This window comes from Bradyrhizobium sp. CCBAU 11434 (assembly GCF_028128895.1).
GTDB classification, from domain to species: Bacteria; Pseudomonadota; Alphaproteobacteria; order Rhizobiales; family Xanthobacteraceae; genus Bradyrhizobium; species Bradyrhizobium zhengyangense.
On sequence record NZ_LBJX01000002.1, the window covers coordinates 125,724 to 152,717 of the forward strand.

Here is a 26,994-nt window from a genome sequence, read left to right on the forward strand (position 1 = left end):
GCAGGCGCCGTTCGTCATTGACGTCGATCAATGGCGACTCTCGTGATCGGCAGGGTAGCCGGAACAATCAAGCGGTCGACCGCTCGTCTGCAATCACTTTGCCGTCGTTCGGCAGCGCGCCGGGACTGACCAATTCGACATTGCCGCCGAGCTTCGTCACCGCGCGCAGAGTGCCGGCGACTTCCTCCTGCATGGCAACACTCGCAGCCGCCGTCTCCGCCTTCAACGTCATCGCGTCGGTCTCGCCCTCGCGGGTGACGACAAGACGCAGTCGTCCGAGCGCGGGATGGCGCTTGCCGATTTCGGCAATCTGCTCGGGGCGGACGAACATGCCCTTGACCTTGGTGGTCTGGTCGGCGCGGCCCATCCAGCCCTTGATACGCATATTGGTGCGCCCGCACGGGCTCGTGCCCGGCAGGGTAGCGGTGAGGTCGCCGAGCGCCAGCCGAATCCAGGGATGATGCGGATCGAGCGAGGTCACCACGATCTCGCCGACATCGCCCGGCGCCACCGGATCACCGGTGCCTGGTTTGACGATCTCCATGATCAGATCCTCGTTAACGACCATGCCGTCGCGCGCCCCGGTCTCAAACGCGATGAGGCCGAGATCGGCCGTGCCGAATGCCTGGTAGGCGTCGATGCCGCGCACCTTGATCTCGGCCTGAAGGGAGGGCGGGAATGCTGCGCCCGAGACCAGCGCGCGCTTGATCGAGGAGACGTCGCGGCCGGCCGTCGCTGCGGCGTCGAGCAGGATCTTCAGGAAATCCGGCGTGCCGCTGTAGCCAATGGGGCGGTAGGCCTCGATCAGCTCGAATTGCTGCTCGGCATTGCCGGGGCCGGCGGGAATCACGGCGCAGCCGAGTGCACGCGCCGAGGCATCGAAGATGAAGCCGCCAGGGGTGAGGTGGTAGCTGAAGGTGTTGAGCACGATGTCCTCGGGGCGGAACCCGGCGGCGAACAGCGCCCGCGCGCCGCGCCAGGGATCGGCCTGCCGCCCCTCCGGCTCGAAGATCGGTCCCGGGGAGGTGAACAGGCGCGCAAACGACCCGGGGGCTGCCGTCACGAAGCCGCCGAAGGGCTGGGACGCCTTGTGCAGGGCCGGCAGTTCCGACTTGCGCAGCACCGGCAGGCGCGCCAGCGCCGCCCTGGAAGTCAAAGAGGCCGGATCGATGCCCTTGAAACGTTCGGCATAGGCCGGTGCGGCCATGGCGCTGCGCAGCACGTCCGGCAGGCGGGCGAACAAATCGGCCTCGCGCGCCGCATGCTCGCGCGTCTCGAGGGCGTCGTAATGGGCGGTCATGGCAGATCTTTCCGGTTTGGCATCCGTTGCACGCCGCCGCTCGCATGGGTATCAGACGGCCATTGGTTGGGCGTGGAGAGAACGCGATGGCGGACGAGAGCATCATTCCGGCGGAGGAGGCGGCTGAGGTCGTCGCGCGACTGAAGCGCCGCATGATCGAGGATGCGATCCCGCTGTGGTCGACCGTCGGCTGGGACCATGCCACCGGCGGTTTCATCGACCGCCTGCACCGCGACGGCACAGCGGATGTGGCCGCGCCGCGGCGCGTGTTCGTGCAGGCGCGGCAGATCTATTGCTATGCCAAGGCGGCGCAGATGGGGTGGTATCCGCAAGGCCGCGCCATCGCGCTGAAGGGGCTCGAGCATATGCTTGCGAAGGCCAAGGCGCCCGACGGCAAGCCTGGCTATGTGCACCGGCTGACGCCAGAAAGCACGGTGCTGGATGCGCGCCGCGATGCCTACGACCACGCCTTCATTCTGTTTGCGCTGGCGACCGTCTATTCGCTCGATAAGGATGCGCAGGTGCGCGCCGAGATCGATGCGCTGCTTGCTTTCCTCGATGGCCATCTGCGCTCGCCGCATGGTGGCGTGCACGAAGGCCTGCCGGTGTCGCTGCCGCGCCGGCAGAATCCGCAGATGCATATGTTCGAGGCGATGATCGCGTGTTTCGACGCGACCCATGATCTGTCGTTCCAGAACCGCGCCGGCGAGTTCTTCGCGCTGTTCCTCGCCAATCTCTACGACAAGCGGACGCGCGCTCTCGGGGAATATTTCGAGGAGGATTGGTCGAAGATCGAGCCTGTCAGCGTCGAGGCGGGCCACCAGGCGGAGTGGGTCTGGCTGCTGAAAGGGTTTGAGCGCATCACGAGCTGTCCGACCGGACAGCGGCGCGCCGAGTTGCTTGCGACCGCGATGCGCTATCGCGATGCGGCCACCGGCTGTCTCGTCGACGAGGGGGACGATGCCGGCAACATCCGCCGCCCGACGCGCCGGCTGTGGCCGCAAACCGAGATTGCGAAAGCGTGGATCGCGCAGGCCGAGTCCGGCGAGGCGGGCGCGGCGGAGGAAGCGCGAGCGGCGCTGGTGCGGCTCGAACGGCATTATCTCAGCCATCCCGTGCGGGGCGGCTGGTATGACCAGTTCGACAGCGACGGCAAATCGCTGATCGACACCATTCCTGCGTCGTCGTTCTATCATGTTCTCTGCGCGGTCACGGAAGCGGAGCAGGTGCTGAGCTGAGTTTCACAGCCACCGTTTGCGCCGCTTGAAGCTCTTGAGGTTCTTGAAGCTCTTGCGCTGGTCGCCGGCGCCGCCGAGATAGAATTCCTTGACGTCCTCGTTGTCGCGCAATTCGTCCGCGGTGCCGTCGAGCACGACCTTGCCCTGCTCCATGATGTAGCCGTGGCTTGCCACCGACAGCGCGGCGCGCGCGTTCTGTTCGACCAGCAGGATGGTGACGCCGAGGTCGCGGTTGATCTTCTGGATAATAGAGAAAACCTCCTTCACCAGCAGCGGCGACAGGCCCATCGACGGCTCGTCCATCAAGATCATCTTCGGGCGCGCCATCAGCGCGCGGCCGATCGCCAACATCTGTTGCTCGCCACCGGAGAGATAGCCGGCAAGGCCCGTGCGCTCCTTCAGGCGCGGGAAATATTTGAAGACCATGTCGAGGTCGGCATCGACCTCGCGATCCCGGCGGGTGAAGGCGCCGAGCCTGAGGTTTTCCAGCGACGTCATGTCGGCAACGATGCGCCGGCCCTCCATCACCTGGAAAATGCCGCGGCGGACGATCTTGTCGGGATCGATGCCGGCGATGGCCTCGCCCTCGAACAGGATCTCGCCGCGCGTGACCTCGCCGTCCTCGGTCTTGAGCAGACCCGAGATCGCCTTCAGCGTCGTCGACTTGCCGGCACCATTGGCCCCGAGCAGCGCGACGATCGCGCCCTTGGGCACGTCAAGGCTGAGGCCGCGCAACACCAGGATGACGTCATCATAGACGACCTCGATGTTGCGCACGGCGAGGAGGGGCGCCGGAGCCACCGCGGTCGGCTTGGCGCGAGATGCTTCGAGGGTGTCGGTCATATTGTCTCCGCTGTCGTCACAGCTTCAATCCAGTCATTCCGGGCCGGTCCGCAGGACCGAACCCAGAATCTCGAGGTTCCGGGTTCGCCTCGTCGAGGCGCCCCGGAACGACGAACGGATCAGGCGCTCACCAGCCGAACCATTCCGGCTTGCGCGGCAGCTCGACCGACTTGACCTTCTCCAGCTTGATCGTGCCCTTGCCCATCAGGTCGTTGATGTCGCCATCGGTCGCGCCCGACACCTTCGTGCGATAGAGATCGACCTTCATGGTCCCGCGATGGTCCTTCTCGGTCCAAGTCGAGGGATTACAGACGCCTTCCATCCCTGATGGCACCCAGTCCTTCTTCTGGTAGAAGCCCTTGGCGACGTTCTCGCCGGTGGCACCGCCGTTCTTGGCCGCCCAGTCGAGCGCCTCCTTCATGTAAAGCGCCGAGCAGACGGCCGCGACGTAGTGCACGGGGCGGTAGATCTTGCCGGTGGGATCCGACATCTTGGAGATTTCCATCACCGTCTTCATGCCGGGCGCATCTCCGCCCCAGCTCACTGCCGTGCGGAGCGGAAACACCACGCCATCGGCAGCATCGCCGGCGGCCTTGGCGCCGCTCTCATCCATGCCCCAGACGTTGCCGAGGAACTGAACGTCCACGTTCGCCGCCTTGCAGGCTTTCAGCACCGACACGTTGGATTGGGGTGTGTTGCCGAGATAGGCATAGTTCGCACCGGAGCTCTTCAGGCTCAGGCACTGGCTGCTGTAGTCGCCGGGGCTGAGCGCGAACACCAGCGGCGGCAGCACCTCGAAGCCGAGTTCGGTGGCCAGCGCTTCGCCGGCGGCCTTCGGCGCGTTGGGGTAGGGATGGTTGGCGCCCATATGCACGTATTTTGGCTTGCCCGGCTTGCCCTTCGCCTTCCAGTCCTCGGCTGCCCACATCAGCATCGCGCGCAGCGCGTCCGAATAGGTCGGGCCATAGAAAAAATTGTAGGGCGCAGGCTTGGCCTTGCCGCTGCTGCCCTCAGGGTCCGTCAGGGCTGCGGCGTAGGAGCCTGACATATCAGGGATCTTGTCCTGGGCGAGGAAGCCGGTGAGCGCTTCGGTGTCCGCCGTGCCCCAGCCCATGATGGCTGCGACCTTGCTGTCCGGTGCCGACCATTTCTTGTAGAGCGCGATCGCGCGAGGCACCTGGTAGCCGTAGTCGTTGGTGTCGACGTTGAGCTGCTTGCCGCCGACGCCGCCATTCTTGTTGACCCAGGCGAAGGTGTCGGCAACGGCCTGACCGAACGGGGTGCCGACGTCGGCGGTGCCGCCCGAGCGGTCCTCGAGATGGCCGATCGCGATCTGCGCCTGCGCGCTTGCCGCAAATGAGGTGATCGCCAGTGCGAGTGCGGCGGTGCTCAAAAAGGCTTTTGTCTTCATTGATCGTTTCCTCCTGTTTTTGGTTGTTGAGATAGCCGCGCTCAATACGAGAACGGGTAGAGTTTCCAGTACGCCTTGATCTGTCGCCAGCGATGCGCGAGTCCGTCAGGCTCGAACATCAGGAATGCGATGATGATCACCCCGATCGCGATTTCGCGCAGGAAGGTGATGTTGTTGTTGAGCGACAGCGCCTGGTCGATCGCGCCGCCTTTCAGGGACAGGCTGATGAATTCCATCGACTCCGGCAGCAGCACCACGAAGGCGGTGCCCATCAGCGTGCCCATGATCGAGCCGGTGCCGCCGATGATGATCATGGCGAGGAACAGGATCGAGCGCTCGATGCCGAAACCTTCCTGTGACACGACGAGCTGGTAATGCGCATAGAGCGCGCCGGCGATTCCGGCGAAGAAGGCGGCGAGGCCAAACGACAGCGTGCGGTATTTGGTGAGGCTGATGCCCATGATCTCTGCCGAGAGATAATGGTCGCGGATCGCCACCAGCGCGCGGCCGTCGCGTGTGCGCATCAGATTGGTGACGAGGATGTAGCTCGCGAGTACATAGGCCAGCACGACGTAGAAATACTGCTTATCGCCGCGCAGCGTGTAGCTGAAGATCGAGAATGGATTTGCGCTCGCCGGCACGGAGCCGCCCGAGAACCATTCGGCGCGGGAGAAGAAGTCGAGCAGGATGTACTGCGCGGCCAGCGTCGCAATGACGAGGTAGAGCCCCTTCAGCCGCGCCGCCGGGATGCCGAAGATCAGCCCGACCAGCGCGGTGACGACACCGGCGAGCGGGATCGCGAAGAACACCGGGATCGGCGTGTTGTTGGAGATGTAGGCCGAAGTGAAGGCTCCGAGCAGGAAGAAGGCGGCGTGGCCGATCGAGATCTGGCCGGTGAAGCCAACGAGGATGTTCAGCCCCAGCGCGGCGATCGAAAAGATGCCGATCTGGATCAGGATGCTCAGCCAATAGCCGCTGAGAAATTGCGGCAAGAGGCAGAGCAACAGCACGCCAACAATCGCGAAGTTGCGGCTGGTCGTGGTCGGGAAGATCGTAGTGTCGGCCGCATAGGAGGTGCGGAAATCACCAGCGGGGATGAGGGCAGGGCCGGCCATGGATCAGATCCGCTCGATGTCGTGGGTGCCGAACAGACCGTAAGGCTTGATCATCAGCACGATGATGAGGACGTAGAACGGTGCGATCTCGTAGAGATTGCCCCAATGCAGGTACTGGCTGTCGACATATTGCGCGATGTTCTCGAGCAGGCCGATGATGATGCCGCCGAGCACCGCGCCGCCGACGGAGTCGAGCCCGCCGAGGATCGCCGCCGGAAACACTTTGATGCCGTAGGCGGCAAGGCCCGACGACACACCGTTCACCACGGCGACCACCACGCCTGCGACCGCCGACACGGTCGCCGAGATCGCCCAGGCCATCGCGAACACGCTCTTGACGGAAATGCCGAGCGACTGCGCCACCTGCTGGTTGAACGCGGTGGCCCGCATCGCAAGACCATATTTCGAGGCACGGAAGAACCAGGCCATGCCGATCATCATCGCGAGCGAGACGACGAGGCTCATGACATAGACGGTCTGGATCTGGAGGCCGAACAGGCCGACGGACTGGCTCTCGAACACGCGCGGGAACGGCTGCGGATTGACGCCGAACATCCATTTCAGCGTCGCCTGGAGCACGGTGGAGAGGCCGATCGTCACCATGATCACCGAGATGATCGGCTCGCCGATCATCGGCCGCAGGATGAGGACCTGGATCGCGATGCCGAAAACGAACATGAACACCAGCGTCATCGGCATGCCGATCCAGAACGGCACCTGATATTTGGCGAGCAGCGCCCAGCACACCCAGGCGCCGACCAGCAGCAGTTCACCTTGCGCAAAGTTGACGACCTGGGTGGCTTTATAAATCAGCACGAACGACATCGCGACCACGCCATAGAGCGTGCCGACCACGAGACCGTTGACCAGGAGCTGAATGAGGAAGGCGGTGTTCATGCTGGGATGCCCGCTGACAAATCCGGCGCACTCTTCCCCTCTCCCCTTGTGGGAGAGGGTGGCTTCGCGAAGCGAAGACGGGTGAGGGGTTGTCTCGGCAGTGACGGTGCGGAGAGAGGACCCCTCACCCCAATGAGGGTGTGGCTGATGGCGGTGATGCCCTCTCCCGCAGGGGGAGAGGGCGCATCGACTGACAGTGCATTCTCCGAGAACGACGTCATTCCGCAGCCTCCGCGATGGGGTCGCGGCCGCCGAGGTCCACCACACGCAACGTCGTGCGCACGCGTTGCGTGGTGCCGTCCTGGAAGCGGATCACGGTGTCGACGGGGATGTTGGCGTCGCCGCGGTAGATGGCGTCGATGATCCCGGCGTATTTCTCGTTGATGACGCCGCGGCGTACCTTTCGGGTGCGGGTGAGCTCGCCGTCGTCGGCGTCGAGCTCCTTGTAGAGCAAGAGGAAGCGCGAGATGCGCTGCGCCGAAGGCAGCGTGGCGTTCACCGTCTCGACTTCCTTCTGCAGCAGGGCATAGACCTCGGGACGCGAGGCGAGGTCGCTGTAGGTCGTGAAGGAGAGCCGGTTCTTCTCCGCCCATTTCGAGATGATGGAGTAGCGGATACAGATCATCGCCGCGAGCGCGTCGCGGCCGGCGCCCAGCACCACGGCTTCGGCGATATAGGGCGAGAATTTCAGCTTGTTCTCGATGAATTGCGGCGAGAAGCGCTCGCCGCGCGAGGTCTCGGCGAGATCCTTGATGCGGTCGATGACGACGAGCTGGCGGTCGGCGTTGAAGTAGCCGGCATCGCCCGAGAGCATCCACCCGTCCCTGATGTCGGCGACGCTCGCTTCCGGGTTCTTGTAATAGCCGAGGAACATGTTGGGGTGCCGCACCACGATCTCGCCGACGCCGTGGACGTCGGCATTGTCGATGCGGATCTCGACATTGTCGGCCATCGGCACGCCCGTCGTGTCGGGGTCGACCTTGCCCTCGGGGTGCAGCGTGTAGGCCCCGAGCAATTCCGTCTGGCCGTAGAGAGTGCGCAGCGGCACGCCCATGGCCTGGAAGAACTTGAAGGTATCAGGCCCGAGCGCCGCGCCGCCCGTCGCCGCCGAGCGTAGGCGCGTGAAGCCGAGCCGATCGCGCAGCGCACGGAACAGGATCGCATCGGCAAAGCCGGAGCGCTTGCCCTGTTCGAGTGCAGCGAGGCCACTGTTCATGCCGATATCGAACAGACGCTGCTTGAACGGCGTCGCATCCATCACCTTGGCGCGGACATCGGCGGCGATCGATTCCCAGACACGGGGCGCGAACAGCACGAACGTCGGCGCGATCTCGCGCAGATCGTTCATCATCGTATCCGGCTCTTCGACGAAGTTGATCTTCATCCGGCAGAGCAGGCCTTTGCCGAGCACATAGACCTGTTCCATGATCCAGGGCAGCGGCAGCACCGAGACATATTCGTCGTCGGGTCCCTTCGGATCGAAGGCGAGATAGGTCGCGCAATGGCCGAGCACGCGGCCGGCGGCGAGCATCGCGAGCTTTGGATGCGACGTGGTGCCCGACGTCGTGCAGAGGATCGCGACGTCTTCGCCCTTGGTGGCATCGACGAGCTTGTCGTAGAGCTCCGGCTCGCGGGTTGCGCGGGCACGGCCGAGTTCGGCGAATTTCTCCGCCGACATCAGGCGCGGGTCGTCATATTTCCGCATGCCGCGCGGGTCGGAATAGATGATGTGCTTGAGATCAGGCACGCGCTCGGCCAGGGCCAGCAGCTTGTCGACCTGCTCCTCGTCCTCGGCGAAGACGAGCTGCGCTTCGCCATAATTGAGGAGATAGGACGCTTCTTCGTCGAGAACGTCGCGATAGAGCCCGAGGCTCAGTCCGCCGATCGCATGGGTGGCCACTTCCGCCGCAACCCAGTCCGGCCGGTTGTCGCCGATGATGCCGATGACGTCGCCGCGGCCCAGGCCGAGCTGGATCAGGCCGAGTGCGAAGTCGCACACGCGGGTCTGGTAGTCGTTCCAGGTGAAGGGGCGCCAGAGGCCGAGATCCTTTTCGCGGAGCGCGATCTCGTTGCCATGCTCTTTGGCATTAAGCCGGAGCATCTTCGGGTAAGTGTCGGCCTGAGCGACGCGGGCTGCGTAATCCATCATGCCGCGCTCTCCTGCGCCGGCGGCGCATCGTCGGGGTCGACCAGCGCCTCGTCCTCTTCGCCGAGATAGGCGCGCTTGACGTGAGGATCGGCGAGCACGGCGGCGGGATCGCCTTCGGCGATCTTGCGGCCGAAATCCAGCACCATGACGCGGTGGGAGATGTCCATCACCACGCCCATGTCGTGCTCGATCATCACCACCGTCATGCCGAACTCCTCGTTGAGGTCGACGATATAGCGGGCCATGTCCTCCTTCTCCTCGAAATTCATGCCGGCCATCGGCTCGTCGAGGAGGATGAGGCGCGGCTCCAGCGCCATGGCGCGGGCGAGCTCGACACGCTTGCGAAGGCCGTAGGAGAGGGTGCCGGCGGTGGCCTTGCGCACCGACTGGAGGTCGAGGAAGTCGATGATCTCCTCGACCTTGCGGCGATGTTCGAGCTCTTCCTTGCGCGCGCCGGTCAGCCAGTACAGTGAACCGGTGAGGAAGTTGTTCTTCAAGAGGTGATGGCGCCCGACCATGATGTTGTCGAGTACGCTCATGTGGTGGAACAGCGCCAGGTTCTGGAAGGTGCGGCCGATGCCGAGCTTGGGGCGCGCATTCGGCGTCAGCCCCGTGATGTCGCGCCCCTGATAGAACAGATGGCCTTCGGTCGGCTTATAGCGGCCGGAAATACAATTCACGATCGAGGTCTTGCCGGCGCCGTTGGGGCCGATGATCGAGAACAGCTCACCCTCGTTAATGGCGAAGCTGACGTCGGTCAGCGCGCGAACGCCGCCGAACCGCAAGGACACGCCGCGCACTTCGAGACTGGTAGCCACCAAACAAATCCCTCCCGGTGATGGCGCATTCAGTGGCGCTCTTCGTCGGCTCATCCCGAGCAATCCTAGTACGGTCGTCCCAGTGAGGCCATGCAGCACATGGTCCCGACCGGACCCGCACCGCTTTCGCCCGTTTGGGATCAAAAGCCGCATCGCCCAAGGTGGTCCTCATTAGGGGAAAGCGCTATTTTGAAATGTCTCCGGCCTGACAATTCTGCGACAAAGTTTTTCGGGCGGCCGCGGTCTCCTTCTTTCGTAGGATGGTGGCCGGCACGATCATGTTGCAATGCAACAGAAGGATGGAGTGACGAAGCGGTGCGACTGGCCTCTCGATCATGATTTCAGAGGATCAACTGCGGCGCGTCGCCGCCTGGTCGCGCGAGCTCACGCCAGAGGAGATCGAAGTCGCCCGCGCAGGGATCAGCGAACGGTCCTACGGCACCGGCGAGACCGTGTTCATGCGCGGCGACAAATTTGACTATTGGGCGGGTATGGTGAGTGGCCTCGCCCGGATGGGCGGGGTGTCGCGCGACGGCAAGGAGACCAGCCTTGCCGGGCTCACGGCAGGCGCCTGGTTCGGCGAAGGCAGCGTGCTCAAGAACGAGCTGCGCCGCTACGACGTGGTGGCGCTACGCGACAGCCGCGTCGCTCTGATGGAGCGCTCCGCCTTCATGTGGCTGTTCGAGAACAGCGTCGGCTTCAACCGCTTCCTGGTGCGCCAGCTCAATGAACGCCTGGGCCAGTTCATCGGCATGCTCGAGGTCAACCGCACGCTGGATGCGACCTCGCGCCTCGCCCGCAGCATTGCCTCGCTGTTCAACCCGATCCTCTATCCGGAATCGACTGCGCATCTGGAGATCACCCAGGAAGAGATCGGGGCGCTCTCCGGCATGTCGCGCCAGAATGCCAACCGAGCGCTGAACCGTCTGGAGAAGGAGGGCCTGCTGCGCCTGGAGTACGGCGGCGTCACCATCCTCAATGTCGAGCGGCTGCGCGGGTATGGGGACTAGCGCGCATTGGCGGGCGCGTGCACCGGCCAGAGGTCGGCGCGCCAGCGGACGGCGATCGCCAGCATCGCGATGAAGCCCGCGGCGGCATAGAGCGACCCCGTCGCAGAATAGCCGATGAGGTCGATCAGGCTGCCGGCGGCGAGCAATCCGATCGGCAGACCGTAGATCACCATCATGCGCACCCCCATCACGCGGCCGCGCAGATGCGCGCTGGCCGTCCGCATCAGGATGACGGCTGCCGAGATCATCGACATGCTCTGGGCGATGCCGGCCAGCACCAGGCAGGCCATCGCCACTTGTATGGTCCTGATTTCGACGAACACAAGCAGCAGCGTGTACCAGGCGAGGGTCGCGCCGATCAGAAGCCGGGCGATGCGCAGGCCGCTGACCAGACTGAGCGTGATGGAGCCGATCAGAGAGCCCAGCGCGAAGCTTGCCGAGAGATAGCCGAGGCCGGTCTGGTCGGTATGAAAGATATCTCGCGCGATGTAGGGCAGCAGCCCGTTCGTCAACGGAAATGCGGTGAGATTGGCCAGAAATGCGACGCAAAGCGCGGCCAGCATGGCAGGCCCGTTCCAGGAATAGACGAGGCCTTCCCTGAGATCGCGCAGCAGCCGCGAGCCGGAATGGCTTTCCACCAGGCGATGCTCGGCGGATTTCGGCGGCCTGGTCAGGCAGAACATCAGACCGGCGGCCACGACATAGAGGCAGGCAATCACCACATAGACCTTGCCGATGCCGAAGGTGGCGAACAGTCCGGCTCCCGTCAGTGCGCCGGCGATGCGCGCGCTGTCCTGGGTCGTGCGTGACAGGCTGATCGCCCCCACCAGCAACTCGGCCGGCATGATGTCGGCGAGCAGCGCGCTGCGAAGGCCGAGATCCGAGGAGCGGATCAGGCCCATGATCGTCACGATGATCATCACCTTGAGCGGCGCGAGATGACCGGTCAGCGCCAGCACCATGATGGTCGAGGCGAGCACCGTATAGGTGAGACGCAGCACGACAAGAAGATCGCGGTGACCCATGCGATCACCGACCATCCCGAGCACCGGAGCGATCAGCGTTCCGACATATTGCAGCGAGGCGAGAACGGTCAGCAACAGCACCGAGCCTGTTTCGACCAGGATGTACCAGCCGAGCACCAGCGTCTCGATCTCGAACGCCCAGGAGGTGAGCAGATCCGACGGCCACTGAAAGCGATAGTTGCGGATGCGGAATGGTGCGAGCGCCGAGCGCCGTGCGGCTGCGCTCACAACGCGATGACGCGTGTCACGGCGATTCCCTGCCTATATTGTTTCTTCTTGCTGCCGGGCAAACTAGCGCTGGCAATGCTCGTGTCAATCGCGGCCACCGCGGGCCGCCCCGCGCTCGGCTTCTACCTCGCTGCGGCCTGCTGCTTCCGCTCGGACAGCGCCACGGCCATCGCCGAGATCAGCGGGCGCATGAAGAAGGCTTCATCGGCAGGCGATACGTCGGTGCGCAAACCATGCGCGGCAAGTTCGCCGGAGACGGCCGGTCCGACGGAGGCGATCAGTGTCCGCTCAAATCCCGTGCGCAGCTTCGCCTCGCTGCCATGCGCCTTGGCGGCCTCGATCAGCCGGCGGACCTGGCCGAGATTGGTCAACGCGATGGAATCGATTCGTCCCTCGGCCATCTCGTCGATGGCGGCAACGATATTGGCGTCCGCAGCCTTGGAGTCATAGGCATAGGGCAGCACCGTATCGACCTCTGCACCTTGCGCTGATAGCGCACCGGCCAGCGCGCTGTGGTCCTTGTCAGGATAAAGCTGGAGGCCGAGGCGATGCCCTTCCAAATCGAGCTTGCCCAGCATCTCGATCACGCCCTCGGTGGTCGGCCTCTCCGTGGTCTGCTGCGCCTCGAGCGAGATTTCGCGCAGCGCCTTGCCGGGCTTCGGCCCGCGGGTGAATTTTTGCGATTTCGCTAGCGCTGCGACAAAAGCCTGGTCGAGCCCGCGCGTGCGCGCGAGCTTCATGATCCGCCGCAGGCCTTCGCCGGTCATCAGCACGAGGTCGTCGAACGGCTTGTCGATGGCGCGGCGGATCCAGGCTTCGACCGGAGCCGGGTCCAGCGCATCCTGGATGGTGAACATCGGACATTGCACGACCTCGGCGCCTTGCTCGGCCAGGAGTTTTGAGAACTGCGCCTCCTCGCGGGTCTCCAGGATCAGGATGCGGGTGCCGTTCAATCGGTCGGCCATGGGCGTGCTCCGGTCAGTCCAAATCGCAATCGTCCGTTCATCCTGACTCCGTCGTCGGGATTGGCGCAAGGGGCGCCTCAGTGCTAGAGCAGGGCGCAAATCGCGGGTCGTTCCGCGCACCGCTGCCCAAACCTTCGTCAAGAGCCATCTCTTCAACAGCCATGCCCGATCATCAATACGTTCTGACCCTGTCCTGTCCGGATCGCCCCGGCATCGTCTCGGCGGTGTCGACCTTTCTGGCGAACTCCGGACAGAATATTCTCGATGCCCAGCAGTTCGACGACGTCGAGACCAAGAAATTCTTCATGCGCGTGGTGTTCACCGCGGCCGATCTCGCCGTGGAACTGGCCGCGCTGCAGACCGGATTTGCCGCGATCGCCGAGCGCTTCGGCATGGAGTGGCAGATGCGCGACCGCGCCGCGCATCGCAAGGTGATGCTGCTGGTGTCGAAGTCCGACCATTGCCTGGTCGATATCCTCTATCGCTGGCGCACCGGCGAATTGCCGATGACCTTGGCCGCGATCGTCTCCAATCATCCGCGCGAGGTCTATGCCGGGCTCGATTTCGGCGAGATCCCGTTCCACTATCTGCCTGTCACCAGGGAGACCAAGCGCGAGCAGGAGGCGCAGATCCTCGATCTCGTCGCCAGGACCGGGACCGATCTCGTGGTGCTCGCCCGCTACATGCAGATCCTGTCGGATGATCTGTCGGCCAAGCTGTCCGGCCGCTGCATCAACATCCACCACTCGTTCCTGCCGGGCTTCAAGGGCGCAAAGCCCTATCACCAGGCCCATGAGCGCGGCGTGAAGCTGATCGGCGCCACGGCCCACTACGTCACGCGCGATCTCGACGAAGGTCCGATCATCGACCAGGACGTCGAGCGCATCAGTCATCGCGACACGCCTGAGGATCTCGTTCGCAAGGGACGCGATATCGAGCGCCGCGTGCTGGCGCGCGCGATCCGCTATCACCTCGACGACCGTGTTATCCTCAACGGCCGCAAGACCGTGGTGTTCGTGGATTGATGGCTCTTCACCTCGCGGGGCGGGGGAGCTGGTTCCTCAGTGCACCGCGTCGCCCGATGTGGACCCGGTCGCGCCCTTCTGCGCCTGCTCTTCCTTATCGCGATCCGCTGCGGGCATCAGACGCTTGCGTTCGCGCTCCTTCATGTAGGCGTCGTATCGCGGTGTGCCCGGCCGGGGCGGGGCATCCGCCGGCAGGCCGCCGGCCCATTGCGGGATGTAATCGCCCATGCCGGCCGAAAGCTTTTCGTTGACCGTGCCGCAGCCGGACAGGCCCGTGGCGAGCGCGAGCAGGGAGACGATGGAACGGAAACGTGTGGGCATAGTCGGGTGCTGCAATCGGGACGAGAGACCGGGCGCCGGACGAGTGGCGCTATCGGAACGGTAGCCTTCAACAAGGTAAAATAGGCTTATTCGAGATAGGTATAAAAATACCTTGATATCGCAGGGCGGCTCTCCCCGATGTCTGGATTCTGCAAATGAAAGGCGAAATCCTCCATCCACGCCAGCGGACGCATTCCTAGACTGCGGCGGTCGGCTCGCGACAATCTGCTTGGCCGGCGCGAGGGCTTTTTCGTTGACAGCTCCATTTCATTTGTACAATCGTACAAATGCAAATGGAGCGAACTCGGGGCTCGGGTTACCCCGACGTTACCGCGACATCGCTTTCCAATGTTGGTTAACCGAACGCGCGGGCATTGCGCGGAATGGTCGCCAAACGTCCGATTGACAATGAGGGCGCGAAAGACGCCATGTGGCGCGCGATATCGCTCGTGCGTGGGTTAAAGTCAGGCAAGGACCGAGGCAATCGGTCCACCGCACAGAAGACCAGGAATGAAGGGGAGGGACATCTGATGTTCGAACGCAAAACGTTTTCTCGGGCGGCAGCCATTGCCGCCGTCGCGGGCCTTGCGGGCCTTGCACCGGCCAAGGCGGAAGACACCGTCAAGGTCGGCCTGATCCTGCCGATGACCGGCGGCCAGGCCTCGACCGGCAAGCAGATCGAGAACGCGATCAAGCTCTACATGCAGCAGAACGGCGACACCGTCGCCGGCAAGAAGGTCGAGATCATCCTCAAGGACGATGCGGCGATCCCGGACAAGACCAAGACCGCCGCGCAGGAACTGATCGTCAACGACAAGGTAAACTTCATCGCCGGCTTCGGCGTCACGCCGGCGGCGCTCGCCGCGGCGCCACTCGCAACGCAAGCGAAGATTCCGGAAATCGTGATGGCGGCCGGCACCTCCATCATCACCGAGCGCTCGCCCTATATCGTGCGCACGAGCTTCACGCTTGCGCAGTCCTCGACCATCATCGGCGACTGGGCGGTGCAGAACGGCATCAAGAAAGTGGCGACGCTGACCTCCGACTACGCGCCCGGCAACGATGCGCTGAACTTCTTCAAGCAGAATTTCACTGCCGGTGGCGGCGAGGTGGTCGAAGAGGTCAAGGTGCCCCTGCAAAATCCTGACTTCGCGCCCTTCCTCCAGCGCATGAAGGATGCCAAACCCGACGCGATCTTCGTGTTCGTGCCGGCGGGCCAGGGCGGCAATTTCATGAAGCAATATGCCGAGCGCGGTCTCGACAAGGCCGGCATCAAGGTGATCGGGCCGGGCGACGTCACCGATGACGATCTCCTCAACAATATGGGCGACGCGGTGATCGGCACCGTGACCGCACATCTCTATTCCGCGGCCCATCCCTCGCAGATGAACAAGGACTTCGTGGCAGCGTACAAGAAGGCCTTCAACAACCGTCCCGGCTTCATGGCGGTGAGCGGCTATGACGGCATCCACCTCATCTACGAAGCGCTGAAGAAGACGGGTGGCGATACCGACGGCACCAAGCTGGTCGAGGCCATGAAGGGGCAGAAGTGGGAAAGCCCGCGCGGCCCGATCTCGATCGATCCGGAGACCCGCGACATCGTCCAGAATATCTATATCCGCAGGGTCGCAAGGTCGAAGTCTGACGGGGAGCTCTATAATGTCGAGTTCCAGGTCTTCGAGGCCGTCAAGGACCTCGGCAAGACCAAGAAGTGATCCGCGAACGCGGGCCATCCCGGGGCGCGCTTAGCGCGAACCCGGGATCTCGAAATTGATGAAACGGATTCCGGGGTCAGCGCTGTGCGCTGCCCCGGAATGACGAGCGCCTATCAGGATCGATCCACATTCGATGACCTCAATCCTCACCAACCTGTTCGATGGCGTGGCCTACGGCATGCTGCTGTTCGTGCTCGCCTGCGGGCTCGCGGTCACGCTCGGCCTGATGAACTTCGTCAATCTCGCCCACGGCGCCTTCGCCATGGCCGGCGGCTATGTCTGCATGCTGCTGGTGAACCAGCACGGCTGGCCGTTCTTCGCGGCATTGCCGCTCGCCTTCGTCTCGTCCGCGGTGATCGGCATCGTGCTCGAGCGCACGCTTTATCGCCACCTCTATGCACGCAGCCATCTCGACCAGGTGCTGTTCACGATCGGCCTGACATTCATGTCGGTCGCGGCCGTGGACTACATCCAGGGCTCCTCCCGTGTCTTCATCAATCTGCCGGCGGCGCTGCAGGGCCAGTTCGATGTGCTCGGGGTCGGCATCGGCCGCTACCGGCTGATGATCATCGTGATCTGCGGCCTGCTCACGATCGGTCTGCAGATGGTGCTGGCCAAGACCCGCTTCGGCAGCCGTCTGCGCGCCGCGGTCGATGATCCCCGCGCCGCCAGCGGTCTCGGCATCAATGTGCCGCAGGTGTTCGCCTTCACGTTTGCGTTCGGATGCGGCCTTGCCGGCCTCGGCGGCGCGCTGAGCGCGGAGATCCTCGGCCTCGATCCGTATTTCCCGCTGAAGTTCATGATCTACTTCCTGATCGTGGTCACCGTCGGCGGCTCGTCCTCGATCACAGGCCCGTTCCTGGCCTCGCTGCTGCTGGGTATCGGTGACGTCGCCGGCAAATATTACGTGCCGAAGATGGGACCCTTCGTGATCTACACCATGATGATCGTGATCCTGATCTGGCGCCCGAACGGCCTGTTCGGCCGCACGGCCGCGCGTTGAGCTTGCCGATGAGTGCTTCTTCCGACGTCGGTTATCACGCCCAGCGGCACGCGCGCTGGCACTATGGCGAAGCAGCCTTCTGGCTCGTCGTGCTCGCCTGCGGCTTCCTGTTCCCCACGCGCTATCTGATCATGACCGACATCCTGCGGTTGGCGCTGTTTGCGATGTCGCTCGATCTGATCCTCGGCTATGCCGGCATCGTCTCGCTCGGCCACGCAGCCTTCTTCGGCGTCGGCGCCTATGCCGCGGGACTTCTTGCGCTTCATGGCGTCATTAACGAGCCTGTGCAGGCGCTGATCGCGGCGGGTCTTGCCGCGATGGTGCTCGGCTTCGCCACCAGCTTCCTGGTGATCCGCGGCGTCGACCTGACGCGCCTGATGGTGACGCTGGGCATCGCGCTGCTGCTGGAGGCGCTCGCCGAACGCTTCTCCAACATCACCGGCGGCACCGACGGCCTGCAGGGTATCGAGATGCAGCCGATCCTCGGCCAGATCCCGTTCGACATGTTCGGCAAGGCCGGTTTCTTCTATTCGCTGGTCGTGCTGTTCGTGCTGTTCCTGCTCGCGCGCCGCATCGTGCATTCCCCGTTCGGCCTGTCGCTGCGCGCGATCAAGAATAACCCGCTGCGCGCCGCCGCCATCGGCATTCCCGTCAACCGCCGCCTGATCGCAATCTATACGCTTGCGGCGTTCTATGCCGGCATCGCAGGGGCGCTGTTCACCCAGACCACCGCGATCGCCTCGCTCGATGTGTTCGCATTCGATCGCTCGGCCGATCTGATGCTGGTGCTCGTCATCGGCGGCACCGGCTATCTCTATGGCGGCCTGATCGGCGCGGTGATCTTCCGCATGCTCCAGGAAGTGTTCTCCACTATCACCCCGCAATATTGGCAGTTCTGGATCGGACTCGTGCTGGTCGTGATCGTGCTGGTTGGTCGCCAGCGGCTGCACTATGGCGTGCTGTTCCTGCCCAATTTGCTGATCAAACAGATTGCGGGACGCAAGGCGGTTGTATCAGTGCCGGAGAGCGACGCATGACCATCGCGCTCGAAACCCAGAACCTCGAAAAGACTTTTGGTGGCCTGCGCGTCACGCGGGATCTTTCGCTCAAGATCGAGCAGGGCGCCCGTCACGCGCTGATCGGTCCGAACGGCGCCGGCAAGACCACTGTGATCAACCAGCTCACCGGCGTGCTCAAGCCGAACTCGGGTCGCATCCTGCTCGTAGGCCAGGACATCACCGATCTGCCCGTGCACAGGCGCGTGTTGCGCGGACTGTCGCGCACATTCCAGATCAACCAGCTCTATCCAGATCTCACGCCGCTCGAGACCATCGGCCTTGCCGTCTCCGAGCGCCTCGGCCATGGCGGCGACTGGTGGCGTCGGATGGGCACGCGCAGCGACGTCAACGGCGAGATCGCCGATCTCCTGACGCGCTTCCATCTGCTCGATGTCATGAACGAGCAGACCGTGACGCTGCCCTACGGCAAGCAGCGCCTTCTCGAGATCGCGGTTGCGATCGCCGCCAGGCCGCGCGTGCTGCTGCTCGACGAGCCCGCCGCCGGCGTGCCGGAGAGCGAGCGCCACGACATTCTCGCGGTCGTCGGCAGCCTGCCGCGCGACGTCACCGTGTTGCTGATCGAGCACGACATGGACCTCGTGTTCTCGTTTGCCGACCGCATCTCGGTGCTGGTCTCCGGCGCGTTGCTGACCGAAGGCCCGCCCGAACAGGTCGCGCGCGATCCACAGGTGAAGGCGGTCTATCTCGGCGAGGAGGCGGTCAATGTCTGACCTGCTCGCAATCGACCAGCTTCGCGCCGGCTATGGCGAGGCGGTGGTGCTGCCGAAGATGACGCTGAACCTTGCCGAAGGGCAGGTGCTGGCGCTGCTGGGACGCAACGGCACCGGCAAGACCACGCTGATCAACTCCATCGTCGGCGTCACCCGCCGTTTCTCGGGCTCGGTCGCGCTCGCCGGCACGGATGTCACGAGCTTGCGGCCCGACCAGCGGGCGCGTGCCGGCATCGGCTGGGTGCCGCAGGAGCGCAACATCTTCCGCTCGCTGACGGTGGAAGAGAACATGACCGCGGTGGCGCAGCCCGGTCCCTGGACCGTCGAGAAGGTCTATGAGATGTTCCCGCGGCTGAAGGAACGGCGCAGCAATTTCGGCAACCAGCTCTCCGGCGGCGAGCAGCAGATGCTGGCGATCGGCCGCGCGCTGACCCTCAACCCGAAGGTCCTGCTGCTGGACGAGCCGACCGAGGGCCTCGCCCCCATCATCGTCGAGGAGCTTCTGAAAGCGATCGGGACCATTACCCGGGCCGGCGGCATCTGCTCGATCATCGTCGAGCAGAACGCGCAAAAGATTCTGGGGCTCGCCGACCGTGTTGTGATATTGGAGCGCGGAACGATCGTCCACGACGCCCCGAGCGCCGCGCTGAAGGCCGACCCGTCGGTCCTGGAGCGCCACCTCGGCGTCGCAGGGGCGGCGGCCCACTAAGAAATATCTTGGGAGTTAAGAAATGCAGCGAACCAAAGCCCCCTTCCGTGCCGACGAGGTCGGCAGCCTTCTGCGCCCTGCCAAGATCAAGGAGGCACGCGCGAAACTCGAGAAGGGCGAGATCTCGGCCGACGATCTGCGCAAGATCGAGGACATGGAGATCGAGAAGGTCGTGCACAAGCAGGCCTCGGTCGGCCTGAAGCTCGCGACCGACGGCGAATTCCGTCGCTCCTGGTGGCATTTCGACTTCCTCGCCAAGCTCACTGGCTGCGAGCTGTTCCACCCCGATACCGGCATCCAGTTCGCGGGCGTGCAGACCCGTCACGACGCGGTGCGGGTGATCGACAAGCTCGATTTCCCCGACCATCATCCGATGCTCGACCACTTCCTTTTCCTGAAGAAGGTCGCCGACCAGGCCCACGTCACCGCCAAGATGACGATCCCCTCGCCAGCCGTGCTGCACTTTCGCGGCGGCCGCAAGGCGATCTCCAAGGACGTCTATCCCGATCTCGACGCCTTCTACGAGGATCTCGGCAAGACCTACCGCAAGGCCGTGAAAGCGTTCTACGACGCGGGCTGCCGCTATCTGCAGTTCGACGACACCGTGTGGGCCTATCTCTGCTCGCCCGACGAATTGCAGAAGGCGCGCGAGCGCGGCGACAATCCGGACGGTCTCCAGCAGATCTACGCCCGCATCATCAACTACGCGCTGGCCGAGAAGCCGGCCGACATGGTGGTGACGACGCATGTTTGCCGCGGCAATTTCCGCTCGACCTGGATTTCCTCGGGCGGCTACGAGCCGGTGGCTGAGACCATGCTCACCGGCACCAATTACGACGGCTATTTCCTCGAATACGACAGCGACCGCGCCGGCGGCTTCGAGCCGCTGCGCTTCTTGCCCAAGGGCAACAAGGTCGTCGTGGTCGGCGTCATCACCTCGAAGTTCGGCGAGCTCGAGAAGAAGGACGACATCAAGCGTCGTCTCGAAGAGGCTTCCAAGTTTGCGCCCCTGGAGCAGCTCGCCCTGTCGCCCCAGTGCGGCTTCGCCTCGACGGAAGAGGGCAACATCCTCTCCGAGGAAGAGCAGTGGGCCAAGCTGAGCCTTGCGGTCGAAATCGCGAAGGAAGTGTGGGGCAACTGACGAGTATTGTCATTCCGGAGCGATGCGAAGCATCGAGCCCGGAATCTCGAGATTCCGGGTCTGGTGCTTTCGCACCATCCCGGAATGACGACGCGCTAGCGAGTCCTCACTTCTCCGCCAGATAGACCTCGCCCAGCAGCGAGGAGTTCGACCACGGCACCTGCTTGTTCTTCGTGGTCGAGACCACCTCGGCCCGTACCCGCGTCAGCATCTGCTGCACTTCGAGGCCCGGCGTGCTGAGATGGCGGGACAGCGCAGCGGAGAAGGGGGAGTTGGCGCCTTCGCCATCGAGCGCGACCTGGCCCGGCGCGGTCGCGAATGCGATCAGGGTGCCGGCGCCTAGCGTTGCACCGGACCCGAGGCTCGACGGCGCAGCGAGGCCCGAGGCGCCTTCAATGCCACGACTTCCGCCAGCGTTTGCGACCTGCTGCGCCATCGGGTTGTTGCGGCAGGCATCGAAGATCAGGATGTTGGTGCGAACCTGGTCGTCCAGGCCCGCCATGATCGTGTCCATGTCGATCATGGCCTCGGTGATGCTGCTGCCTGGCTTCAGCGCGACGTCGACGGGAATGAGATAGTTGCGGCTGTCGATCTGCACGCCATGGCCGGCATAGTAGACCAGCGCCACCTGCGCCCGTGCGGCCTCGCGCAGGAAGTCGCGCGTCATCTTCTGCATCGCGGCACGGTCGAGGTCGATGCCCTCCGACACGGTGAAGCCGATGTCGCGCAGGCTCTTTGCGACCGCGCGCGCGTCGTTGGGTGGGTTGGGCAGCGCCTTCACATGCGCATAGGCACCGTTGCCGATGACCAGCGCCATGCGGCTGCCGCGAACGGCCGGTGCAAGCGAGGGCACAGGAGACGGTGCAGGTGCCGCGCCCGTCTGCTGCGGCGTCGGCGCTGCCGCCGGTTGCGTCATCGGGGATGGTGCATCGCGCGGGATCGGCGCGGCTGCGTCCGTTACCAGCGACAGCCGCACCTTTGCGGTGGCCTGATTGGCCTTGCTGACGGCATCGGAAGCCACGATCGCCAGCGTCGCGTTGTAGTCCTCGCGCGCGTGGGCGTAGTCGCCTCTCGCTTCATAGGCCATGGCGCGATGGGTGTAGCCAGAGATCAGCACGCTGTTCGGCGGCGTCATGATGTTGACGGGCGGCTTCTCCTTGGCGAGCCGGATCGCCTCGCTGCCATCGGCAATGGCGCGATCGAGTTCGCCCTTGGCGCGCCAGATCGAGGTGCGGCTGATCAGCGGCTGCGGCAACGTCGGATCGAGCCGGATCGCCTGGTTGATGTCGGCGAGCGCGCCGTCGAGATCGCCGAGCGCCTCTTTCGAAACGCCGCGGTTCAGCAACGAGAACGCCGATTTCGGATCTGCCTTGATTGCGGCATCGTAGTCGGCAATCGCCTTGGCGTAGTCGCGCTTGCCGCGCCAGGCATTGCCGCGATTATGGAAGATGCTGGCGCTCGGCGGGCCGAGCTTCAGCGCATCGTCGAAATCGGCGATGGCAATGTCGTAGTCGCCCTTGTCGTAATAGGCCGAGCCCCGCAAGTTGTAGACCGGCTGGCTCGGCTGCAGCCGGATCGCCTCGGTGGTGTCGGCGATGACCTTGGCGTAGTCGCCCTTCTTGTTCCAGCCGACCGCGCGCCAGAAATAAACCGTCGCGAGCTGCTCGCCCTTGAAAACCTTCAGGGCGATGATCTTGGCGCAGGCGTCGACCATCTGGTCCGCCGGCGTGGTCTCGGTGGTGCAGAGCGGCCCGAGCTGGCTGCGCGACTGGGCGGAGCAGGGTGCCGACCAAAGGGTCGCGGCGAGCAGGGCGAGCGCGACGAGCAGGCGGCTCATGGGTAATTCCTTGAGGAGACGTGCTTGTTTGTTGTCCGGCGGCACGTTGGGGTTCACGGGCGCGTCATCGGGTTTGGGGTAAAGCAGGCGGCGGTATTCCCTCGGTGGGCAGATTTTGCTAGGAGACAGGTCCCAACTTTCCTGCCCACCGCTCTCCCATTCATGAAGAACGACGAAATCCTGAGCCAAATCACCGAGTTCTGCCGTAAGGCGGACATGGCGGAATCAACGTTTGGCCGGCGGGCGGTGAACGATGGGAAGCTCGTGCATCGCCTGCGCGAGGGCAAGCGCATCACCATCGACACGCTGGAGCGGATCCAGGCCTATATCGCGGCATCGACGACCGGTGGCCTGCCGCCGCCGCGGGGGCTTCAGGTCCCCCCGGAAAAGCGCGATCCGCGCGGCAATTTCCGCTTCTTCGAGAACCGGCAGAAATATCTGCTGTTCGTCCACACCTGCAGTGAAAAACGGGTGGTCGCCGACCGGGTGGCGCTGGAGCTTTCCACAATCCATCCGCGGCCCCCGGCGCTGCGCATTTTCGATGCCGGGGTCGGTGACGGCACGGTGCTGGCGCGCGTGCTGCGCGCCACGCACCAGCGCTACCCGCACATGCCGTTCTACGTGGCCGGCAAGGAGCTCAGTCTCGAGGATCTGCGCCTGACGCTCGAGAAGGTGCCGGACCGCATTTTCGAGCACCCGGCATCGGTTTTCGTCTTCACCAACATGTTCTATTCCGAGGCGCCCTGGCTCACGCCGGCATCGCCTGCCGCGGCTGCTGCGACCGTCTGGCACGAGGTGCCGCTGAGGGGCGCCTCATCGGGCGAGTTCGAGCAGCAGATCGCTGAGCTACGGCCGTTCCTGGAGCAGAATTGGCGTGCCGCGATCAGCCCGCGTACGGCGATGCCGCTCTATGAGCGGCCGGTCGTGCTCGTGCTCTACCGCGACGACCACCGATTCCTGCTCGATTCGACCATTCCAAGGCCCGGGCAGACCGAGGCCAATTTTGACCTCGTCATCGCATCCCAGCCATACCGGGCCCTGTCCTCGGTCAATTTTCGGGCCAAGCGGATCATTGCACCGCTGGCGCGGGCGTTGCGGCCGGGCGGCCGCCTGATTGGAATCCACTCTCATGGCCACGATCCCGGCATGGAAATGATCCAGGCCATCTGGCCCGGAGAAAACCCTTTCTCGGTGAGCCGTCATGAGCTATTGCGCGCCGTTAAGTATGAGCTCGGATCGTTGGGCCGAGACCTAAATTTTAATGCTTATGCGGATAACCGTTCGATCTTCAGGTATGATATGGAAGCGCTGCCCAACGAGGTGACGGGTACGATCGGGACCTCGACGGCCTTTGCAGCGTGGAATGCGGCGGTGTATGTCGCTCAGATTGAGGACGACCGGTTGACAGATATGACTCAAAACGGCCGCACTCTGGATGCCGCCAGGGATGTGCTGCGGAAGTACAACGGGCTCTGGTTTCTCGACGAATCCTACGTCATCTCGCGCCGGCGTGATTGACATAATCCAACTGTAAACATCGCAAACGTCCGCCGGTAGCGGTGGAACAAGGGGTTTCTTGATGCGCGCGTCCTATCTCTTCACCAGTGAGTCCGTGTCCGAAGGCCACCCGGACAAGGTCTGTGACCGGATTTCCGATGAAATCGTCGACCTGTTCTACCGCGAAGGGCCGAAAGCCGGCATCGATCCGTGGGCCATCCGTGCCGCCTGCGAGACGCTGGCGACCACCAACAAGGTGGTGATTGCCGGTGAGACCCGCGGCCCGAAGTCGGTCACCAACGAGCACATCGAAAGCGTCGTGCGCGCGGCGATTAAGGACATCGGCTACGAGCAGGAAGGCTTCCACTGGAAGACCTGCGACATCGAGATCCTGCTGCACCCGCAGTCGGCCGATATCGCGCAGGGCGTCGATGCGCTGCAGCCGGGCGAAGTCAAGGAAGAAGGCGCTGGCGACCAGGGCATCATGTTCGGTTACGCCACCAACGAGACCCCGGACCTGATGCCGGCACCGATCTTCTACGCCCACAAGATCCTTCGCCTCATCTCCGAGGCCCGTCATTCCGGCAAGGAGAAGGTGCTCGGCCCCGACTCCAAGAGCCAGGTCACCGTGCAGTACGAGAACGGCAAGCCGGTCGGTGTGCGCGAAATCGTGGTCTCGCACCAGCATCTGGTTCCGGACCTCACCTCGAACCAGGTCCGCGAGATCGTCGAGCCCTATGTGCGCGAGGCGCTGCCGAAGGACTGGATCACGCCGAAGACCATCTGGCACATCAACCCGACCGGCAAGTTCTACATCGGCGGCCCTGACGGCGACTCCGGCCTGACCGGCCGCAAGATCATCGTCGACACCTATGGCGGTGCGGCCCCCCACGGCGGCGGCGCGTTCTCCGGCAAGGATCCGACCAAGGTCGATCGTTCGGCTGCCTATGCGGCGCGCTACGTCGCCAAGAACATCGTTGCCGCCGGTCTTGCCGACCGTTGCACGCTGCAGCTCGCCTACGCCATCGGCGTGGCGCGCCCGCTGTCGATCTACATCGACACCCACGGCACCGGTAAGGTGTCGGAGGACCAGCTCGAGAAGGCCGCCGCCAAGGCGATGGACCTGACCCCGCGCGGCATCCGCAGCCATCTCGACCTCAATCGCCCGATCTACGCGCGTACCTCGGCCTACGGCCATTTCGGCCGCACGCCTGATAACGAGGGCGGCTTCTCCTGGGAGAAGACTGATCTCGTCGAGCAGCTGAAGCGCGCGCTCTGATTCTTGTGCGTCATTCCGGGTTCGTGCGCGAACCCGGATCCTTAAATCCTCACGTCGCTAGCCCGGGGCGCCTCTTCGAGGTGTCCCGGACTGCCCGTTCAACAACAGGACACTCGCAATGAACGCGAAGCCCGGCTTCACCGATTACATCGTCAAGGACATTTCGCTCGCCGATTTCGGCCGCAAGGAACTCTCGCTCGCCGAGACCGAGATGCCCGGCCTGATGGCCACCCGCGAGGAGTTCGGCCCGAAGCAGCCGCTGAAGGGCGCGCGCATCGCCGGCTCCCTGCACATGACAATCCAGACCGGCGTGCTGATCGAGACGCTGGCAGCGCTCGGCGCCGACATCCGCTGGGTCTCCTGCAACATCTATTCGACGCAGGACCACGCCGCCGCGGCGATCGCGGCCGCCGGCATTCCCGTCTTCGCCGTCAAGGGTGAGACGCTCAAGGACTACTGGGATTACACCGCAAAGCTGTTCGACTGGCACGGCGGCGGTCACCCGAACATGATCCTCGATGACGGCGGCGACGCCACCATGTACGTCCATCTCGGCCTGCGCGCCGAGAAAGGCGACACCGCGTTCCTGGACAAGCCAGGCTCGGAAGAAGAGGAAGTCTTCTTCGCGCTTCTGAAGAAGCAGCTCAAGGAGAAGCCGAAGGGCTACTTCGCCGCGATCGCCGAGAGCATCAAGGGCGTTTCCGAAGAGACCACCACGGGCGTGCATCGTCTCTACGACATGCAGAAGGCCGGCACGCTGCTGTGGCCAGCCATCAACGTCAACGATAGCGTCACCAAGTCGAAGTTCGACAACCTCTATGGCTGCCGTGAATCGCTGGTCGACGGCATCCGCCGCGGCACCGACGTGATGATGTCGGGCAAGGTCGCGATGGTCGCGGGCTTCGGCGACGTCGGCAAGGGCTCGGCCGCCTCGCTGCGCCAGGCCGGCTGCCGCGTGATGGTGTCGGAAGTCGATCCGATCTGCGCGCTGCAGGCTGCGATGGAAGGCTACGAGGTCGTGACCATGGAAGACGCCGCGCCCCGCGCCGACATCTTCGTCACCGCCACCGGCAACAAGGACATCATCACCATCGAGCACATGCGCGCGATGAAGGACCGCGCCATCGTCTGCAACATCGGCCACTTCGACAACGAGATCCAGATCGCGGGTTTGCGCAATCTGAAGTGGACCAACATCAAGCCGCAGGTCGACGAGATCGAGTTCCCCGACAAGCATCGCATCATCATGCTGTCGGAAGGCCGGCTCGTGAACCTCGGCAACGCGATGGGCCACCCGTCCTTCGTGATGTCGGCGTCCTTCACCAACCAGACGCTGGCGCAGATCGAGCTGTTCGCCAACAACAAGGACGGCAAGTACAAGAAGGAAGTCTACGTGCTGCCGAAGTCGCTCGACGAGAAGGTCGCGCGCCTCCACCTCGCCAAGATCGGCGTCAAGCTCACCGAGCTCCGCAAGGACCAGGCCGATTATATCGGCGTGAAGCAGGAAGGTCCGTACAAGTCGGACCACTACCGCTACTGATCGGCAAACCTATTGATCAACAACGCGAAGCCCCGGAGCGATCCGGGGCTTTGTTGTTTCGGCGCATGGAATTCAACCCGTTTCGCGGTTTCCGCACGGCTGATTGCCGATTGACGCCCAGCGGCGACGGGCCGACAAT

The 26,994-nt window shown here is 63.9% G+C and carries 23 protein-coding genes; 12 read left to right on the plus strand and 11 right to left on the minus strand.

Annotation, left to right across the window (positions count from 1 at the left end):
• Positions 1-67 precede the first annotated feature (67 nt).
• The gene (locus XI06_RS02800; protein WP_271604632.1) at positions 68-1,300 is read right to left on the minus strand and encodes a phenylacetate--CoA ligase family protein; all 1,233 of its coding nucleotides are present in this window, start codon (positions 1,298-1,300) and stop codon (positions 68-70) included.
• A gap of 86 nt (positions 1,301-1,386) precedes the next feature.
• Here XI06_RS02800 and XI06_RS02805 point away from each other — a divergent pair, with 86 nt between their 5' ends.
• A complete protein-coding gene (locus XI06_RS02805) occupies positions 1,387-2,538 on the plus strand; it encodes an AGE family epimerase/isomerase (protein ID WP_271604633.1) in 1,152 nt (383 codons plus the stop codon).
• Between the two features lie 3 nt (positions 2,539-2,541).
• On the opposite strand, the gene XI06_RS02810 is transcribed toward XI06_RS02805, so the two are convergent.
• From XI06_RS02810 to XI06_RS02835, 6 genes are all read right to left on the minus strand, one after another.
• Positions 2,542-3,381, minus strand: a complete 840-nt coding sequence (locus XI06_RS02810) for an ABC transporter ATP-binding protein (protein ID WP_271604634.1) — start codon at positions 3,379-3,381, stop codon at positions 2,542-2,544.
• A gap of 127 nt (positions 3,382-3,508) precedes the next feature.
• On the minus strand, positions 3,509-4,792 hold the full coding sequence (locus XI06_RS02815; RefSeq protein WP_271604635.1) for an ABC transporter substrate-binding protein: 1,284 nt from the start codon (positions 4,790-4,792) through the stop codon (positions 3,509-3,511).
• 41 nt (positions 4,793-4,833) lie between these two features.
• A complete protein-coding gene (locus tag XI06_RS02820; RefSeq protein WP_271604636.1) occupies positions 4,834-5,907 on the minus strand; it encodes a branched-chain amino acid ABC transporter permease in 1,074 nt (357 codons plus the stop codon).
• 3 nt (positions 5,908-5,910) lie between these two features.
• Positions 5,911-6,804, minus strand: a complete 894-nt coding sequence (locus XI06_RS02825) for a branched-chain amino acid ABC transporter permease (protein WP_237865070.1) — start codon at positions 6,802-6,804, stop codon at positions 5,911-5,913.
• A gap of 217 nt (positions 6,805-7,021) precedes the next feature.
• Complete coding sequence (locus tag XI06_RS02830) at positions 7,022-8,953, minus strand: long-chain fatty acid--CoA ligase (protein WP_271604637.1); 1,932 nt, start codon at positions 8,951-8,953, stop codon at positions 7,022-7,024.
• Entirely contained in the window at positions 8,950-9,771 is an 822-nt protein-coding gene (locus XI06_RS02835; protein ID WP_271604638.1) for an ABC transporter ATP-binding protein, read from the minus strand. The genes XI06_RS02830 and XI06_RS02835 overlap by 4 nt, the downstream gene beginning before the upstream one ends.
• Positions 9,772-10,106: 335 nt before the next feature.
• On the opposite strand from XI06_RS02835, the gene XI06_RS02840 reads away from it, so the two are divergent.
• Positions 10,107-10,781 (plus strand): Crp/Fnr family transcriptional regulator, encoded by a 675-nt coding sequence (locus XI06_RS02840; RefSeq protein ID WP_271604639.1) that lies wholly within the window; start codon positions 10,107-10,109, stop codon positions 10,779-10,781.
• Here XI06_RS02840 and XI06_RS02845 read toward each other — a convergent pair.
• Positions 10,778-12,034 (minus strand): MFS transporter, encoded by a 1,257-nt coding sequence (locus XI06_RS02845; RefSeq protein WP_271604640.1) that lies wholly within the window; start codon positions 12,032-12,034, stop codon positions 10,778-10,780. The two genes, XI06_RS02840 and XI06_RS02845, sit on opposite strands and share 4 nt — an antisense overlap.
• 122 nt (positions 12,035-12,156) lie before the next feature.
• Positions 12,157-12,999: a uroporphyrinogen-III synthase gene (locus XI06_RS02850; protein WP_271604641.1), complete on the minus strand. Its 843-nt coding sequence runs from the start codon at positions 12,997-12,999 to the stop codon at positions 12,157-12,159.
• A 161-nt stretch (positions 13,000-13,160) separates the two neighbouring features.
• Between XI06_RS02850 and purU the strand changes: the two genes are divergently transcribed.
• A complete protein-coding gene (gene purU / locus XI06_RS02855) occupies positions 13,161-14,024 on the plus strand; it encodes a formyltetrahydrofolate deformylase (RefSeq protein WP_271604642.1) in 864 nt (287 codons plus the stop codon).
• Positions 14,025-14,060: 36 nt separating this feature from the next.
• Here purU and XI06_RS02860 read toward each other — a convergent pair whose 3' ends face one another.
• Positions 14,061-14,345 carry a hypothetical protein gene (locus tag XI06_RS02860; protein ID WP_271604643.1) on the minus strand — a complete coding sequence of 95 codons (285 nt, stop codon included), beginning with the start codon at positions 14,343-14,345 and terminating at the stop codon, positions 14,061-14,063.
• A gap of 530 nt (positions 14,346-14,875) precedes the next feature.
• On the opposite strand from XI06_RS02860, the gene XI06_RS02865 reads away from it, so the two are divergent.
• From XI06_RS02865 to XI06_RS02890, 6 genes are all read left to right on the plus strand, one after another.
• Positions 14,876-16,060, plus strand: coding sequence for an ABC transporter substrate-binding protein (locus tag XI06_RS02865; protein ID WP_271604644.1), 1,185 nt, complete (start codon positions 14,876-14,878; stop codon positions 16,058-16,060).
• Between the two features lie 133 nt (positions 16,061-16,193).
• Positions 16,194-17,063, plus strand: coding sequence for a branched-chain amino acid ABC transporter permease (locus tag XI06_RS02870; RefSeq protein WP_271604645.1), 870 nt, complete (start codon positions 16,194-16,196; stop codon positions 17,061-17,063).
• An 8-nt stretch (positions 17,064-17,071) separates the two neighbouring features.
• A complete protein-coding gene (locus XI06_RS02875; RefSeq protein ID WP_271604646.1) occupies positions 17,072-18,100 on the plus strand; it encodes a branched-chain amino acid ABC transporter permease in 1,029 nt (342 codons plus the stop codon).
• Entirely contained in the window at positions 18,097-18,852 is a 756-nt protein-coding gene (locus XI06_RS02880; protein ID WP_271604647.1) for an ABC transporter ATP-binding protein, read from the plus strand. Before XI06_RS02875 ends, XI06_RS02880 begins: the two co-directional genes overlap by 4 nt.
• Positions 18,845-19,561, plus strand: a complete 717-nt coding sequence (locus tag XI06_RS02885) for an ABC transporter ATP-binding protein (protein ID WP_237891346.1) — start codon at positions 18,845-18,847, stop codon at positions 19,559-19,561. The genes XI06_RS02880 and XI06_RS02885 overlap by 8 nt, the downstream gene beginning before the upstream one ends.
• 22 nt (positions 19,562-19,583) lie before the next feature.
• The gene (locus tag XI06_RS02890) at positions 19,584-20,702 is read left to right on the plus strand and encodes a cobalamin-independent methionine synthase II family protein (protein WP_271604648.1); all 1,119 of its coding nucleotides are present in this window, start codon (positions 19,584-19,586) and stop codon (positions 20,700-20,702) included.
• A gap of 106 nt (positions 20,703-20,808) precedes the next feature.
• Here XI06_RS02890 and XI06_RS02895 read toward each other — a convergent pair whose 3' ends face one another.
• Complete coding sequence (locus XI06_RS02895; RefSeq protein WP_271604649.1) at positions 20,809-22,539, minus strand: caspase family protein; 1,731 nt, start codon at positions 22,537-22,539, stop codon at positions 20,809-20,811.
• A gap of 162 nt (positions 22,540-22,701) precedes the next feature.
• Here XI06_RS02895 and XI06_RS02900 point away from each other — a divergent pair, with 162 nt between their 5' ends.
• The 3 genes from XI06_RS02900 (at position 22,702) to ahcY (ending at position 26,855) form a co-directional block, all read left to right on the plus strand.
• Positions 22,702-24,057 carry a hypothetical protein gene (locus XI06_RS02900; protein WP_237873255.1) on the plus strand — a complete coding sequence of 452 codons (1,356 nt, stop codon included), beginning with the start codon at positions 22,702-22,704 and terminating at the stop codon, positions 24,055-24,057.
• Positions 24,058-24,118: 61 nt separating this feature from the next.
• A complete protein-coding gene (metK, locus tag XI06_RS02905; protein ID WP_237865050.1) occupies positions 24,119-25,315 on the plus strand; it encodes a methionine adenosyltransferase in 1,197 nt (398 codons plus the stop codon).
• A 118-nt stretch (positions 25,316-25,433) separates the two neighbouring features.
• Positions 25,434-26,855: an adenosylhomocysteinase gene (gene ahcY / locus XI06_RS02910; RefSeq protein WP_237865049.1), complete on the plus strand. Its 1,422-nt coding sequence runs from the start codon at positions 25,434-25,436 to the stop codon at positions 26,853-26,855.
• Positions 26,856-26,994 lie beyond the last annotated feature (139 nt).

Excerpts from the sequence above, each read along its gene's own strand:
- XI06_RS02840 (WP_271604639.1), top strand. The coding sequence starts at position 10,107 with ATGATTTCAGAGGATCAACTGCGGCGCGTCGCCGCCTGGTCGCGCGAG.
- metK (WP_237865050.1), top strand. The coding sequence starts at position 24,119 with ATGCGCGCGTCCTATCTCTTCACCAGTGAGTCCGTGTCCGAAGGCCAC.
- ahcY (WP_237865049.1), top strand. The coding sequence starts at position 25,434 with ATGAACGCGAAGCCCGGCTTCACCGATTACATCGTCAAGGACATTTCG.
- XI06_RS02875 (WP_271604646.1), top strand. The coding sequence starts at position 17,072 with ATGAGTGCTTCTTCCGACGTCGGTTATCACGCCCAGCGGCACGCGCGC.
- XI06_RS02865 (WP_271604644.1), top strand. The coding sequence starts at position 14,876 with ATGTTCGAACGCAAAACGTTTTCTCGGGCGGCAGCCATTGCCGCCGTC.
- XI06_RS02815 (WP_271604635.1), bottom strand. The coding sequence starts at position 4,792 with ATGAAGACAAAAGCCTTTTTGAGCACCGCCGCACTCGCACTGGCGATC.
- XI06_RS02885 (WP_237891346.1), top strand. The coding sequence starts at position 18,845 with ATGTCTGACCTGCTCGCAATCGACCAGCTTCGCGCCGGCTATGGCGAG.
- XI06_RS02860 (WP_271604643.1), bottom strand. The coding sequence starts at position 14,345 with ATGCCCACACGTTTCCGTTCCATCGTCTCCCTGCTCGCGCTCGCCACG.
- XI06_RS02895 (WP_271604649.1), bottom strand. The coding sequence starts at position 22,539 with ATGAGCCGCCTGCTCGTCGCGCTCGCCCTGCTCGCCGCGACCCTTTGG.
- XI06_RS02870 (WP_271604645.1), top strand. The coding sequence starts at position 16,194 with ATGACCTCAATCCTCACCAACCTGTTCGATGGCGTGGCCTACGGCATG.
- XI06_RS02805 (WP_271604633.1), top strand. The coding sequence starts at position 1,387 with ATGGCGGACGAGAGCATCATTCCGGCGGAGGAGGCGGCTGAGGTCGTC.
- XI06_RS02850 (WP_271604641.1), bottom strand. The coding sequence starts at position 12,999 with ATGGCCGACCGATTGAACGGCACCCGCATCCTGATCCTGGAGACCCGC.
- XI06_RS02830 (WP_271604637.1), bottom strand. The coding sequence starts at position 8,953 with ATGATGGATTACGCAGCCCGCGTCGCTCAGGCCGACACTTACCCGAAG.
- XI06_RS02800 (WP_271604632.1), bottom strand. The coding sequence starts at position 1,300 with ATGACCGCCCATTACGACGCCCTCGAGACGCGCGAGCATGCGGCGCGC.
- XI06_RS02880 (WP_271604647.1), top strand. The coding sequence starts at position 18,097 with ATGACCATCGCGCTCGAAACCCAGAACCTCGAAAAGACTTTTGGTGGC.
- XI06_RS02820 (WP_271604636.1), bottom strand. The coding sequence starts at position 5,907 with ATGGCCGGCCCTGCCCTCATCCCCGCTGGTGATTTCCGCACCTCCTAT.
- XI06_RS02890 (WP_271604648.1), top strand. The coding sequence starts at position 19,584 with ATGCAGCGAACCAAAGCCCCCTTCCGTGCCGACGAGGTCGGCAGCCTT.
- XI06_RS02900 (WP_237873255.1), top strand. The coding sequence starts at position 22,702 with ATGAAGAACGACGAAATCCTGAGCCAAATCACCGAGTTCTGCCGTAAG.
- purU (WP_271604642.1), top strand. The coding sequence starts at position 13,161 with ATGCCCGATCATCAATACGTTCTGACCCTGTCCTGTCCGGATCGCCCC.
- XI06_RS02810 (WP_271604634.1), bottom strand. The coding sequence starts at position 3,381 with ATGACCGACACCCTCGAAGCATCTCGCGCCAAGCCGACCGCGGTGGCT.
- XI06_RS02825 (WP_237865070.1), bottom strand. The coding sequence starts at position 6,804 with ATGAACACCGCCTTCCTCATTCAGCTCCTGGTCAACGGTCTCGTGGTC.